At 57.0% G+C, this 13,651-nt stretch carries 13 protein-coding genes; 9 read left to right on the top strand and 4 right to left on the bottom strand.

Translation table 11 applies throughout. The annotated features are described in order from the left end of the window. The first annotated feature begins 41 nt into the window (after nucleotides 1–41). From gmk to fpr, 7 genes are all read left to right on the top strand, one after another. Complete coding sequence (gene gmk, locus GYRE_RS05265; protein ID WP_006817786.1) at nucleotides 42–665, top strand: guanylate kinase; 624 nt, start codon at nucleotides 42–44, stop codon at nucleotides 663–665. A gap of 54 nt (nucleotides 666–719) precedes the next feature. Continuing rightward, entirely contained in the window at nucleotides 720–995 is a 276-nt protein-coding gene (gene rpoZ, locus GYRE_RS05260) for a DNA-directed RNA polymerase subunit omega (protein WP_006817787.1), read from the top strand. A 19-nt stretch (nucleotides 996–1,014) separates the two neighbouring features. After that, nucleotides 1,015–3,129, top strand: coding sequence for a bifunctional GTP diphosphokinase/guanosine-3',5'-bis pyrophosphate 3'-pyrophosphohydrolase (gene spoT / locus GYRE_RS05255; RefSeq protein ID WP_006817788.1), 2,115 nt, complete (start codon nucleotides 1,015–1,017; stop codon nucleotides 3,127–3,129). 4 nt (nucleotides 3,130–3,133) lie between these two features. Continuing rightward, a complete protein-coding gene (gene trmH, locus GYRE_RS05250; RefSeq protein WP_038253603.1) occupies nucleotides 3,134–3,823 on the top strand; it encodes a tRNA (guanosine(18)-2'-O)-methyltransferase TrmH in 690 nt (229 codons plus the stop codon). Nucleotides 3,824–3,826: 3 nt separating this feature from the next. Beyond that, nucleotides 3,827–5,908: an ATP-dependent DNA helicase RecG gene (recG, locus tag GYRE_RS05245; RefSeq protein ID WP_038253598.1), complete on the top strand. Its 2,082-nt coding sequence runs from the start codon at nucleotides 3,827–3,829 to the stop codon at nucleotides 5,906–5,908. Between the two features lie 65 nt (nucleotides 5,909–5,973). After that, on the top strand, nucleotides 5,974–6,984 hold the full coding sequence (glpX, locus tag GYRE_RS05240; protein ID WP_038253594.1) for a class II fructose-bisphosphatase: 1,011 nt from the start codon (nucleotides 5,974–5,976) through the stop codon (nucleotides 6,982–6,984). Between the two features lie 93 nt (nucleotides 6,985–7,077). After that, on the top strand, nucleotides 7,078–7,824 hold the full coding sequence (gene fpr / locus GYRE_RS05235) for a ferredoxin--NADP(+) reductase (protein WP_006817792.1): 747 nt from the start codon (nucleotides 7,078–7,080) through the stop codon (nucleotides 7,822–7,824). On the opposite strand, the gene GYRE_RS05230 is transcribed toward fpr, so the two are convergent. Continuing rightward, the gene (locus GYRE_RS05230) at nucleotides 7,825–8,244 is read right to left on the bottom strand and encodes a DUF805 domain-containing protein (protein ID WP_006817793.1); all 420 of its coding nucleotides are present in this window, start codon (nucleotides 8,242–8,244) and stop codon (nucleotides 7,825–7,827) included. A gap of 114 nt (nucleotides 8,245–8,358) precedes the next feature. Between GYRE_RS05230 and GYRE_RS05225 the strand changes: the two genes are divergently transcribed. Beyond that, nucleotides 8,359–8,958: a DUF1454 family protein gene (locus tag GYRE_RS05225; protein WP_006817794.1), complete on the top strand. Its 600-nt coding sequence runs from the start codon at nucleotides 8,359–8,361 to the stop codon at nucleotides 8,956–8,958. A 108-nt stretch (nucleotides 8,959–9,066) separates the two neighbouring features. Further along, a complete protein-coding gene (tpiA, locus tag GYRE_RS05220; protein ID WP_038253590.1) occupies nucleotides 9,067–9,834 on the top strand; it encodes a triose-phosphate isomerase in 768 nt (255 codons plus the stop codon). Between the two features lie 87 nt (nucleotides 9,835–9,921). Here the strand turns inward: tpiA and GYRE_RS05215 are convergent, their stop codons facing one another. From GYRE_RS05215 to GYRE_RS05205, 3 genes are all read right to left on the bottom strand, one after another. Further along, nucleotides 9,922–11,223 carry an SLC13 family permease gene (locus tag GYRE_RS05215; RefSeq protein WP_038253587.1) on the bottom strand — a complete coding sequence of 434 codons (1,302 nt, stop codon included), beginning with the start codon at nucleotides 11,221–11,223 and terminating at the stop codon, nucleotides 9,922–9,924. 74 nt (nucleotides 11,224–11,297) lie between these two features. Beyond that, nucleotides 11,298–12,053 (bottom strand): CDP-diacylglycerol diphosphatase, encoded by a 756-nt coding sequence (locus GYRE_RS05210; protein WP_038253584.1) that lies wholly within the window; start codon nucleotides 12,051–12,053, stop codon nucleotides 11,298–11,300. A 68-nt stretch (nucleotides 12,054–12,121) separates the two neighbouring features. After that, a complete protein-coding gene (locus GYRE_RS05205) occupies nucleotides 12,122–13,594 on the bottom strand; it encodes a DASS family sodium-coupled anion symporter (protein WP_038253582.1) in 1,473 nt (490 codons plus the stop codon). Nucleotides 13,595–13,651: the final 57 nt, after the last annotated feature.

Genomic DNA, 13,651 nt, shown 5'->3' with positions numbered 1-13,651 from the left:
GTATGTAGACATTCTTTGCTAACCACATACAAAAGACACTCATGGCTCAAGGCACGCTTTATATTGTTTCTGCCCCCAGTGGCGCGGGTAAATCCAGCCTGATTCAGGCACTGTTAAAGACCCAACCGTTGTACGACACCCAGGTTTCTGTTTCGCATACCACGCGTTCGCCGCGTCCGGGTGAAGTCCATGGTGAACACTATTTCTTTGTTAATCATGATGAGTTCCGTCATATGATTGGCCGGGACGCGTTTCTTGAGCATGCGGAAGTGTTTGGCAACTATTACGGCACCTCTCGTGAAACCATTGAGCAGGTACTGGCCTCTGGGGTTGATGTGTTCCTCGATATCGACTGGCAGGGCGCACAGCAGATTCGTCACAAGATGCCGCATGCGCGCAGCATCTTTATCCTGCCGCCGTCGAAAGACGAGCTGGACCGCCGCCTGCGCGGTCGCGGCCAGGACAGCGAAGAGGTAATCGCAAAACGTATGGCGCTGGCAGTTGCAGAAATGAGCCATTACGCGGAATATGATTACCTTATTGTGAATGATGATTTTGATACCGCCCTTGGCGATCTGAAAACCATCATTCGCGCCGAACGTCTGCGCATGAGCCGTCAAAAGCAGCGACATGACGCTTTAATCAGCAAACTATTGGCAGACTGAACGCACTTTCAGTATCATGCCCAGTCATTTCTTCACCTGTGGAGCATTTTAAGTATGGCACGCGTAACTGTTCAGGACGCTGTAGAGAAAATTGGTAACCGTTTTGACCTGGTACTGGTCGCCGCGCGTCGCGCTCGTCAGATGCAGGTAGGCGGTAAAGATCCGCTGGTTGCGGAAGAAAACGACAAAACCACCGTTATCGCGCTGCGCGAAATCGAAGAGGGTCTCATCAACAACCAGATCCTTGACGTTCGTGATCGCCAGGAGCAGCAAGAGCAGGAAGCCGCAGAACTGCAGGCTGTTACCGCCATTGCTGAAGGTCGTCGTTAATTAAACCTGCGGGTCGCCCTTGTATCTGTTTGAAAGCCTGAATCAGCTGATTCAAACTTACCTGCCAGAAGAGCAAATCAAGCGTCTTCAGCAGGCATATCTCGTTGCACGTGACGCTCACGAGGGCCAGACACGTTCAAGCGGTGAACCCTACATCACGCACCCGGTGGCGGTAGCCTGTATTCTGGCCGAGATGAAACTCGACTACGAAACGCTAATGGCTGCCCTGCTGCATGACGTGATTGAAGATACCCCAGCCACCTACCAGGACATGGAACAGCTGTTTGGCAAAAGCGTTGCCGAACTGGTGGAAGGGGTGTCAAAGCTTGATAAGCTCAAGTTCCGCGATAAGAAAGAGGCGCAAGCCGAAAACTTTCGCAAGATGATTATGGCGATGGTGCAGGATATCCGCGTCATTCTCATCAAACTCGCAGACCGCACCCATAACATGCGCACGCTGGGCTCACTTCGCCCGGACAAACGTCGCCGCATTGCCCGCGAAACCCTCGAAATTTACAGCCCGCTGGCGCACCGTTTAGGTATTCATCACATTAAAACCGAGCTTGAAGAGCTGGGTTTTGAAGCGCTGTACCCAAACCGCTATCGCGTCATTAAAGAGGTGGTGAAAGCCGCCCGCGGCAACCGTAAAGAGATGATTCAGAAAATCCTCTCTGAAATTGAAGGGCGTTTGCAGGAAGCAGGGATCCCATGCCGGGTTAGCGGTCGTGAGAAACACCTTTACTCCATCTACTGCAAGATGGTGCTGAAAGAGCAGCGCTTCCACTCCATCATGGATATCTACGCGTTTCGCGTTATCGTTCATGATTCTGACACCTGCTACCGCGTGCTCGGGCAGATGCACAGCCTGTACAAACCTCGTCCTGGGCGGATGAAAGACTACATCGCCATTCCGAAGGCGAACGGCTATCAGTCTTTGCACACCTCGATGATTGGCCCGCACGGCGTGCCGGTTGAGGTACAAATCCGAACCGAAGACATGGATCAGATGGCAGAGATGGGGGTTGCGGCGCACTGGGCTTATAAAGAGCGCGGTGGCGAAAGCAGCACAACAGCACAGATCCGCGCCCAGCGCTGGATGCAAAGCCTGCTTGAGCTACAGCAGAGTGCGGGTAGTTCGTTTGAATTTATCGAGAGCGTAAAATCTGATCTCTTCCCGGATGAGATTTATGTTTTCACCCCGGAAGGCCGCATCGTCGAGCTTCCGGCCGGCGCCACGCCTGTCGATTTTGCCTATGCGGTGCATACCGATATCGGCCATGCCTGTGTGGGTGCCCGCGTCGACAGACAGCCGTATCCGCTATCGCAGTCGCTCTCCAGCGGCCAGACGGTAGAAATTATCACCGCTCCGGGCGCGCGCCCGAACGCAGCGTGGCTCAATTTTGTTGTGAGTTCAAAAGCTCGCGCCAAAATTCGCCAGTTGCTGAAAAACCTCAAGCGTGACGACTCCGTCAGCCTCGGCCGTCGTCTGCTGAATCACGCGCTTGGCGGCAGCCGTAAGCTGCTCGAGATCCCGGCAGAAAACATCCAGCGCGAGCTCGACCGCATGAAGCTCGCCTCCCTCGACGATCTGCTGGCTGAAATTGGCCTCGGTAACGCCATGAGCGTGGTGGTTGCCAAAAATCTGCAGCAGGGTGAAGGTAGCCCAGTACCGTCCAGCAACTCCAGCCACGGCCATCTGCCGATTAAAGGCGCGGACGGCGTGCTCATCACTTTTGCGAAATGCTGTCGCCCTATTCCCGGTGATCCAATTATCGCGCACGTCAGCCCAGGCAAAGGTCTGGTCATTCACCATGAGTCCTGTCGCAACATTCGCGGCTATCAGAAAGAGCCCGAGAAATTCATGGCGGTTGAATGGGACAAAGAGACGGCGCAGGAATTCATCACTGAAATCAAAGTCGACATGTTCAATCATCAGGGTGCACTGGCAAACCTGACGGCTGCCATCAACACGACCACTTCAAATATTCAGAGCCTGAATACTGAAGAGAAAGACGGACGCGTATACAGCGCCTTTATCCGTCTGACCGCGCGCGATCGTGTTCATCTGGCGAACATCATGCGCAAAATCCGCGTGATGCCGGATGTGATTAAAGTCACCCGTAACCGAAACTAGTTTTATGAATTTACAGCGCTATGCGCGTATTTGTGAAATGCTCGCCAGGCGTCAGCCTGATCTGACGGTCTGCATGGAGCAGGTCCATAAGCCCCATAATGTTTCGGCGATTATCCGTACCGCCGATGCCGTTGGCGTTCATGAAGTGCACGCCATCTGGCCGGGTAACCGTATGCGCACCATGGCCTCCTCCGCCGCCGGCAGCAACAGTTGGGTCAGCGTGAAAACGCACCGCAACATCGGCGATGCCGTCACGCACCTGAAAGGGTGTGGCATGCAGGTGCTGGCAACCCACCTTTCTGATACCGCCGTCGATTTCCGCGAAATAGACTATACCCGTCCAACCTGCATCCTGATGGGTCAGGAAAAAACCGGGATCACCCAGGAAGCGCTGGACCTGGCGGATCAGGACATCATCATTCCGATGATCGGCATGGTGCAGTCGCTGAACGTCTCCGTCGCCTCGGCGCTGATTCTGTATGAAGCCCAACGCCAGCGACAGAACGCCGGAATGTATAAGCGCGAGAACAGCATGTTGCCGGAAGCCGAGCAGCAGCGCCTGCTGTTTGAAGGTGGCTACCCGGTTCTGGCAAACGTCGCAAAGCGCAAAGGCCTGCCTTATCCACTGGTCAACGACCAGGGTGAAATCGAAGCCGATGACGAGTGGTGGGCCATCATGCAGGCGGCGAAATAAGCTATGGCTGGCCGTCTGCTGGATGCCGTACCGCTGAGCTCCCTCACCGGCGTTGGCGCGGCGCAGACCAGCAAGCTTGCTAAAATCGGCCTGCACACCGTGCAGGATTTGCTGCTGCACCTGCCGCTGCGTTACGAAGACCGTACCCATCTCTACCCCATTAACGATCTGCTGCCCGGTATTTATGCCACGGTGGAAGGCGAAGTTCTGAATAGCTCCATCACCTTCGGCGGTCGCCGGATGATGACCTGCCAGATTAGCGATGGCACCGGCATCCTGACCATGCGCTTCTTTAACTTCAACGCGGCGATGAAAAACAGCCTGGCAACCGGCCGTCGCGTGCTGGCCTACGGCGAAGCGAAGCGCGGGAAGTACGGCCCGGAGATGATCCATCCGGAATACCGCATTCAGGGCGATCTCAGCACTCCCGAATTACAAGAAACCCTGACCCCGGTCTACCCGACCACCGAAGGCATCAGGCAGGCAACGCTGCGTAATTTGACCGATCAGGCGCTGGATCTGCTGGATACCTGCGCCATCAGCGAGCTGTTGCCACCGGAACTGTCGCAGGGAATGATGAGCCTGCCAGAAGCGCTGCGCACGCTACATCGCCCACCACCCTCGCTGCAGCTCAGTGACCTCGAAACCGGAAAGCACCCGGCCCAGCAGCGGCTGATTCTGGAAGAACTGCTGGCGCATAATCTCAGCATGCTGGCGCTGCGTGCCGGGGCCCAGCGCTATCACGCGCGCGCGCTGGCCGCGAAAGACGAGTTGAAAAACGGGCTGCTGGCATCGCTGCCGTTTACACCTACCGGGGCACAGAACCGGGTGGTGGCAGAAATCGAACACGATATGGCGCTGGATATTCCGATGATGCGCCTGGTGCAGGGCGACGTTGGCTCCGGTAAAACGCTGGTTGCTGCCCTTGCCGCGCTGCGGGCGATTGCTAACGGTCAGCAGGTGGCGCTTATGGCCCCAACCGAGCTGCTTGCCGAACAGCACGCCAACAACTTCCGCAACTGGTTTGCACCGCTCGGGATTGAAGTGGGCTGGCTCGCGGGCAAGCAGAAAGGCAAAGCGCGCCTGGCACAGCAGGAAGCCATCGCCAGCGGTCAGGTGCAGATGGTCGTCGGTACCCACGCTATCTTCCAGGAGCAGGTGCAGTTCAACGGCATGGCGCTGGTGATTATCGACGAACAGCACCGCTTTGGCGTCCATCAACGACTGGCGCTGTGGGAAAAGGGCCAGCAGCAGGGTTTCCACCCGCATCAGTTGATCATGACGGCAACGCCCATCCCTCGAACGCTTGCGATGACCGCCTACGCCGATCTCGATACTTCCGTGATTGATGAGCTGCCCCCGGGCCGCACGCCGGTCACCACCGTTGCCATTCCGGACACCCGCCGGCACGACATTATCGATCGCGTGCGCAACGCCTGTACCACCGAAGGCCGTCAGGCTTACTGGGTCTGTACGCTGATTGAAGAGTCTGAGTTACTCGAGGCGCAGGCCGCAGAAGCAACATGGGAAGAGCTTAAACTGGCGCTTCCAGAACTGAACGTTGGCCTGGTTCACGGGAGAATGAAGCCTGCCGAGAAGCAGGCGGTGATGCAGGCCTTCAAATCCGGTGAGCTGCATTTACTTATCGCCACCACGGTTATTGAGGTCGGGGTGGATGTGCCTAACGCCAGCCTGATGATTATAGAAAACCCGGAGCGTCTGGGGCTGGCGCAGCTGCACCAGCTCAGAGGCCGCGTAGGCCGTGGTGCGGTAGCCTCACACTGCGTGCTGTTGTATAAGTCACCGCTGTCAAAAACCGCCCAGCTACGCCTGCAGGTGCTGCGTGACAGCAACGACGGCTTTGTGATTGCGCAAAAAGATTTAGAAATTCGTGGGCCCGGGGAACTGCTGGGTACCCGACAAACCGGTAACGCGGAGTTTAAGGTCGCCGATTTACTGCGCGATCAGGCAATGATCCCCGACGTTCAGCGCATTGCCCGCCATATCCATCAACGTTACCCCGAGCAGGCCAATGCACTTATTGAACGCTGGATGCCGGAAACCGAACGCTATTCCAACGCCTAGCGCCGCACCTCCTCTTCAGGCGGGACGGCGCTGCGTGCCATTTTTACTTTCACAACGAGTTTGCTATGAAACGAGAGCTTGCCATCGAATTTTCACGCGTTACCGAAGCCGCTGCGCTCGCGGGTTATAAGTGGCTGGGCCGTGGTGATAAAAACACCGCCGACGGTGCTGCCGTACACGCTATGCGCATTATGCTAAACCAGGTCAACATTGACGGGACTATCGTAATTGGCGAGGGTGAAATCGATGAGGCACCGATGCTCTACATCGGTGAAAAAGTCGGTACCGGCAACGGCGATGCCGTGGATATTGCCGTCGACCCGATCGAAGGTACCCGCATGACCGCCATGGGCCAGGCCAACGCGCTGGCGGTGCTGGCGGTGGGCGATAAAGGCACCTTCCTCAACGCGCCGGATATGTACATGGAAAAGCTCATCGTTGGCCCGGGAGCGAAAGGCGCTATCGATCTCAATCTGCCGCTGGAAACGAATCTGCGTAATGTCGCCAAAGCCCTGAATAAGCCCTTAAGCGAGCTCACGGTAACCATTCTGGCAAAACCGCGCCACGATGTGGTCATTGCGGAAATGCAGACCCTGGGCGTGCGCGTCTTCGCGATCCCTGACGGCGACGTCGCGGCCTCAATCCTCACCTGTATGCCGGACAGCGAAGTGGACGTGTTATACGGCATCGGCGGCGCGCCGGAGGGTGTGGTCTCTGCCGCGGTTATTCGTGCGCTTGACGGTGACATGCAGGGTCGTCTGCTGGCACGTCACGAAGTGAAAGGCGACAGCGAGGAGAACCGCCGTATTGGTGAAACGGAGCTGGAACGCTGCAAAGCGATGGGCATCGTCGCCGGCCAGGTGCTACGCCTTGACGATATGGCGCTCAACGACAACGTGATTTTTTCCGCCACCGGTATTACCAAAGGCGATCTGCTGGACGGCATCACCCGTAAGGGCAATATGGCCACCACGGAAACGCTGCTGATCCGTGGTAAATCCCGCACTATTCGTCGTATTCAGTCGATTCACTATCTCGATCGCAAAGACCCAGAGGTGCAGCGCCACATTCTGTAATCGTTTGTCGGGAAGAGCTTTCCAGCCCAACGGGGCTGGAAATCTTCTCTCTGAATGGCAAGATAAGACATCGCAACAACACTGGAGAGAACCATGGCGGAGTGGGTTACCGGAAAAGTGACAAAGGTGGAGTACTGGACCAACGCGCTGTTTAGCTTGACCGTCCATGCCCCTGTACACCCTTTCACTGCGGGTCAGTTCACTAAACTCGGAATGGAAATCGATGGCGAACGCGTCCAGCGTGCGTATTCCTACGTCAACGCGCCGGGAAACCCTGACCTTGAGTTTTATCTGGTGACCGTCCCGGAGGGCAAACTGAGCCCACGCCTGGCAGCCCTGAAGCCGGGTGATGAAGTGCAGGTAGTCAGCGAGGCTGCCGGATTCTTTGTGCTGGATGAAGTGCCCGACTGCGAGACGCTATGGATGCTGGCAACCGGTACCGCGCTGGGCCCGTATCTGTCGATTCTGCAGGAAGGTAAAGATCTCGACCGCTTCAAAAATCTGGTGCTGGTTCATGCCGCACGCTACGCCGCAGATCTCAGCTATTTACCGCTGATGCGAGAGCTTGAAGCACGCTACCAGGGCAAACTGAAAATACAGACCGTTGTCAGCCGGGAAACCGTCGAGGGCTCACTGACCGGGCGCGTTCCGGCGCTTATTGAAAGCGGTGAGCTGGAGGCTGCGGTTGGCCTGCCGATGACCACTGACACCAGCCACGTGATGCTGTGCGGCAACCCGCAGATGGTGCGAGATACCCAGCAGTTGCTGAAAGATACCCGGCAGATGACCAAACACCTGCGCCGTCGACCGGGCCACATGACCGCCGAACACTACTGGTGATCAGCGGTATTTAACGTCCTGGGTTTCTTTCCCGTACTTGTTTTCGCCCTGGGTGCCGACGAACGCACCCAGGTCAATCACCATCATCACGATGATAACCGTCGGAATTAACCGCCCGACGACCCACTGCCAGACCCCCGGCAGCACTGCCCAGTTCCCGGCCAGCAACATCCAGGCAAGCACCATCAGCAGCGCCCAGATTCCGGAGCGCCCTCTGTCGTGCAGGCGTTTCACCATCACCGCCGCCGTGGGCCACAGCAGGCAGACCAGCGCGAACGCTGCCGTTTGCATGTTAAGCCAGCCCATACCCGCGAAAGTGAAAAGCAGCGTCATTGCCACTACCCAGAGCACCATCCAGATCCAGAAATCACGGCGCCCGATGCGCCCTTTAATCGAAAAAAGCCACTGCTGTAGGGTCATGTCCCATTCCTGAATGTCATCATGGCGCGTAGTTTACCTCAGAACGTGGTCTCTTTTTGACAAGAACGACGGTTCCCGTTTTAATCGACAGCAGCAGATGATGAGGACGGTAAGATGAAAAAATGGATAACGAGTGTTTTGTTCGGGCTGGCTGCGCTTGCGGTAAGCTCCGGCGCGCTATCTGCCGAAGCCTCACCCAGCGCAACAGCACCCTATCTGTTACCCGGAGCGCCAACCTTCGATCTCTCTATCAGCCAGTTCCGGGAAAAATTTAATACCGATAACCCGACGCTTGCGCTCAACGAGTTCCGCTCTATCGGGGGGAGTCAGGATCAAGCCAACCTGACCCGCGCCGCCACCAAGATCAACGAAAACCTGTACGCCTCAACGGCGCTCGAGCGCGGTACCCTGAAAATTAAATCGATGCAGATAACCTGGCTACCGATTCAGGGACCGGAGCAAAAAGCCGCAAAGGCGAAAGCCCAGGAGTATATGGGGGCGGTGCTTCGCCTGTTTACCCCCGGACTATCCAAACCCCAGAGCACTCAAAAGCTACAGAAACTGCTCACCTCCGGCAAAGGCAAACACTATTACGCCATCACCGAAGGAGCGATTCGCTATGTGGTGGCAGATAACGGCGAAAAAGGGCTGACCTTCGCTGTTGAACCGATTAAGCTGGCGTTATCTGAAACCCTCGAGAGCAACAATAAATGACAAAAAGCAAAGCCATCGGGGCTTTCGATCTCTATACTGTTCCACAGACCATGCTGCCCACCGGGCGGCTATATTCCTTAATTCGCTAACAAAGCGTGGAGAATTAAAATGCGACATCCTTTAGTGATGGGTAACTGGAAACTGAACGGCAGCCGCCACATGGTAAACGAGCTGGTTGCAAACCTGCGTACTGAACTGGCTGGCGTAACCGGCTGTGCAGTGGCTATCGCTCCGCCAGAAATGTACATCGACCTGGCAAAACATGCGGCAGCAGGCAGCCATATCAATCTGGGCGCGCAGAACGTTGACCTGAACCTGTCCGGCGCATTCACTGGCGAAACCTCCGCGGAAATGCTGAAAGACATCGGCGCGCAGTACATCATCATCGGTCACTCAGAGCGTCGTACTTACCACAAAGAGTCTGATGAGCTGATCGCTAAGAAATTCGCCGTCCTGAAAGAGCAGGGTCTGACCCCGGTACTGTGCATCGGTGAAACCGAAGCAGAAAACGAAGCAGGCAAAACTGAAGAAGTTTGTGCACGCCAGATTGACGCCGTGCTGAAAACTCAGGGCGCAAGCGCATTCGAAGGTGTCGTTATCGCTTACGAACCAGTATGGGCAATCGGTACTGGCAAATCTGCGACCCCGGCGCAGGCTCAGGCGGTTCACAAATTCATCCGTGACCACATCGCTAAAGCAGACGCGAAAGTGGCTGAGCAGGTTATCATTCAGTACGGCGGTTCCGTAAACGCAGCAAACGCTGCTGAGCTGTTCACCCAGCCGGACATCGACGGCGCGCTGGTTGGCGGTGCATCCCTGAAAGCTGACGCTTTCGCGGTGATCGTTAAAGCTGCTGAAGCCGCTAAACAGGCTTAATCAGCGTTGTGGTGCCGGATGCGACGCTGACGCGTCTTATCCGGCCTACAAAAAAGACCCGGTAAGCGCGAGCCGCCACCGGGTGTTTTATAACTTTCCTAGCACACTAAACCACAGATAATCCAGCGGCAACAGCACCAGATAGCTCACCAGCGCCAACGCCAGGCACAGCAGCATGCCCGCCTTCGCTGGCACCTTTCCAAGCCCCATCGCGACAACAATCGGTGATGCCTGATACGGCAGCAGCGGCGTTGAATATCCCAGCACCTGAATCATAATCACGCTTAACAGCGGGAATCCGGTCGCATCGGCAAAACTCTGTGCAAAGGTGGTATACAGCGCCGGAACGCCGTTGGCGGTCATAATGAAATTGAGCGCAGTAGTGATCCCGGTCAGCGCCAGAAAGCTGGTAAACGGATGCTCAGGATCCAGCGGCATGATCTGCAACAGCGCCTGCCCCACGGCATCGCCAATCCCGGTCTGGGTAACGGTTATTGCCAGCCCCAGAATGCCCGCCACATAGATACAGGTACGCAGGTTGACACCGGTAGAAAACTCTTCGCCGGAGATAAACCCAACCCGGGGAAGCAGAGTCACGCAGGCTGCAGCAAGCCCGGTCCACGCCGGGCCAATTCCGTGCCAGCTCTCGGTCACCCACAGGGTCAGCACCACTGCCAGCAGCCACGCCAGCCGCTTTTCGTCCGCGCTCATCGGCGCAGGCGGGGTAATATCGCGTGGCGGATGCGGTTTGCCGGGAAACAGCCAGCAGATAAGCGCTATCAGAATGGCGCCCTTCAGAAAGCCGAGCACCGGCGTATGCAGCCACAAGTAGGGCAAATAGTTGAGGTGGATGCCGTATGACCCTTCCGCCGCGCCGCTCATCACCAGATTTGGTACGTTGGCGGGAAGAATGGTTGCCGAAAGCTGGAAAGTGCCAAAACCGACGGCCAGCGCCAGACCATACCAGCCGCGCGTCCCCTCCTGAATACCTGCGCGCGACGCCATCGCCGCCACAATCGGCATCAGCAGCGCAATGCGCCCCATGTTAGAGGGCATCACGAAGGCCAGGGCATAGCTCAGCAGGACGACGCTCGCCACCATCTGTAGCCAGGAATCAGTGAGTCGTGCCGACAGCGCGCGAGCGGCGCGATCCGCAAGCCCGGTCTTACGAATGGCAATGCCCAGCACAAAGCCGCTGAATACCAGCCAGAACGCCGAGGAGGCGAAGCCGCCAAAAATAACCTCCGCCGGAGCGATTTTGGCGGCCATGGCGACGGTAAAAAACAGCAGGGCGGTGATGAACTCCGGCAACAGCGAGGTCGCCCACAGCAGGATAGTGATGTCAACAACCAGAGAGGGAACAAACAGCGGGTGCGCAAGCCAGGACATACCTGTCTCCTGTCGTTTTTTTTCAGCAAGAATACGACGACAGGCAGAACAGGTAAACGCCAGAGTTGGTGGGGCTACTTCAGAATATCACACTGATGATCCTGAATTTCTTCCGCCGAGGCGCGGTTCAGGGCGAGCAGATTACGCTCTGTCGCCAGCAGCACAAAGGTACCGTCACTCTGCTGCGCCATCGCCAGCGCGAAGCGCCCCATGTGGTCGCGCGCCTCTGGTACCTCCTCCGCCAGCATGATAAACGGGCTGCGCTGTGCAAGTTCGGCTTCGGTCACCCGCCGGGCAAGGTACTCGTGTCCACGCAGGCCTCCCGGCAGCGGCAGCCAACGGCTACTGATAGAGGACATTGCAGCGTCTAACTGCTGACGTACATCTTTACGCAGGCAGGAAATATGGATGTGGAAGTGGTTTTGCGTACGTCCGCTGCGCGAGTTGATGGTTAACGACACGGCACCATCAGGTACTTCACTGCCCTGACGCATGCTCATCACATCGCGCCCCTGCCACGCCTGCCAGAAAAAGTTGGGCGTCTGCGGCACCAGCAGCAGCGGGCTTTCGGTTCCGTTAATCCGGTAGGTGGGCATCAGGAGGTACTGCAGCGGCCCATTTCTGTCTTTAAACAGCACATAGCCGCCTTTGACGTTCACTTCTTCACAAGGAGCGGGCGACTGGTGCTGCTGTTGGTTCACCACGCACTTCTGCAACACGATTTCCCGCAGCGCGTTGGCATTAGCGGAAAAAAAGAAGTGCCATACGCCCGCAGCGACCAGCAGCAGTACGACTACCAGCCCCAGAATCATGCGGCTTGCCGTTTTCATACCCTACCCTCATTGAATACGTAAACCGCAAGCATACCGTAACTTTATGAATCTTCCTCGTTATCGGTCTACCAATAACCCAGCCAGCGCCACCATACGGCACCGATCACGCTCCAGATAAGCAGGTTCACCACGCTCATCACCAGCCCGGTTTTCCACCATTCGCCGAGGGTGACGTAGCCGGAGCCGAAGATAATCGGCGCGGTTCCGGTGCCATAGTGGGTTAACGACATCATCAGCGAAGAGGAGAAAGCGAGCATCAACCCAAGCAGCGCAGGTGGTGCACCCAGCGCCAGCCCTGCCGCGAAAAAGGCAGCGAACATCGCCGTAATGTGCGCCGTGGTGCTGGCAAAGAAATAGTGCGAATAGACATAGAGCAGCACCAGCAGCAGCGTCGCCACGCTCCAGTGCAGCCCCAGGTGATCGATACTGCTGCCTACACTCGTCGCAAGCCAGCTTACCAGGCCGAGCTTGCTAAGAAACTCTGCCATCATGACCAGCGCCGCGAACCAGACGATGGTATCCCACGCGCCGCGGCATTTCAGAATGTCGTCCCAGTGCAGCACCCCTGTCAGGAGCAAAATCGACAGGCCAATCAGCGCGGCGCTGGTCGGGTTTACCTCCCAGCCGCTGCCCATAATGAACGCCGGAACGCCCGCCCACAGGCAGAGCAGCAGGGCAAACACCCCGAGGGTAATTTTTTCCGCGAGCGACAGCGGGCCAAGCTCCTCCAGTTTGCTTCTGGCGAACTGCGGCGCGTTCGGCGTTTTGGTGATGGCCGGCGGATACAACCACCAGATAACGATCGGCATGACGATAAGCGACACCACCGCAGGCAGCAGCGCGGCGATGGCCCACATTCCCCACGTCATCGCCAGCACCCCGTCGGTGCCTTTCAGTAAAAAGCTCACAATCAGCGGGTTAGGTGCGGTGGCGGTGATAAACATCGCCGAGCTGATCGGGTTGATGTTGTAGTTCACCAGCGCCAGATAGCGTCCCGTCGAGCCGTTTTCGCTGTTGCCGGGCTCAGAGCCCAGGCTATCAGCAATCGCACGCATAACCGGGTGAATGATCCCACCACCGCGTGCGGTGTTGCTGGGGGTAACCGGCGCAATCAGCGTTTCAGCAAGAGTCAGCGCCCAGGCAATCCCGAGCGTTCTCTTACCAAACAGCGCGATAAACCCGTAGCCAATGCGCGCGCCAAGCCCGGTTTTTAACAGGCTCTGCGACAGCATAATGGATAAGCCGATAAGCCAGATGAGCGCGTTTGAAAACCCGCTCAGGGCATCGTTTAGCGCAGCTGCGGGCTTACCCGGGTTGGTGACGCCGGTCATGGCGACCAGCATGATGGCAACAATAGCAATAGCGCCAATCGGCATAGCCTTGCCGATAATGGCGGCTATCGTACCGATAAATAGCGCCAGCAGATGCCAGGCTTCAGGGGTAACACCTTCGGGGGTGGGAACGGCGAACCAGATGAGAAGGGTGATAACCGTTGCCAGTAGCGCAGGCCACGGGCGAACCGGAGTTAATCTGTCCATGCATCATTCCTTGAGTGTCCTGAGCGCAATCGCGCCATACATCCATTAACCGGCATT

The organism is Yokenella regensburgei ATCC 49455 (genome assembly GCF_000735455.1).
Lineage (GTDB): Bacteria > Pseudomonadota > Gammaproteobacteria > Enterobacterales > Enterobacteriaceae > Yokenella > Yokenella regensburgei.
Note: the sequence above shows the minus strand (reverse complement) of the source record. Positions and strands in the feature narration are given on the sequence as shown.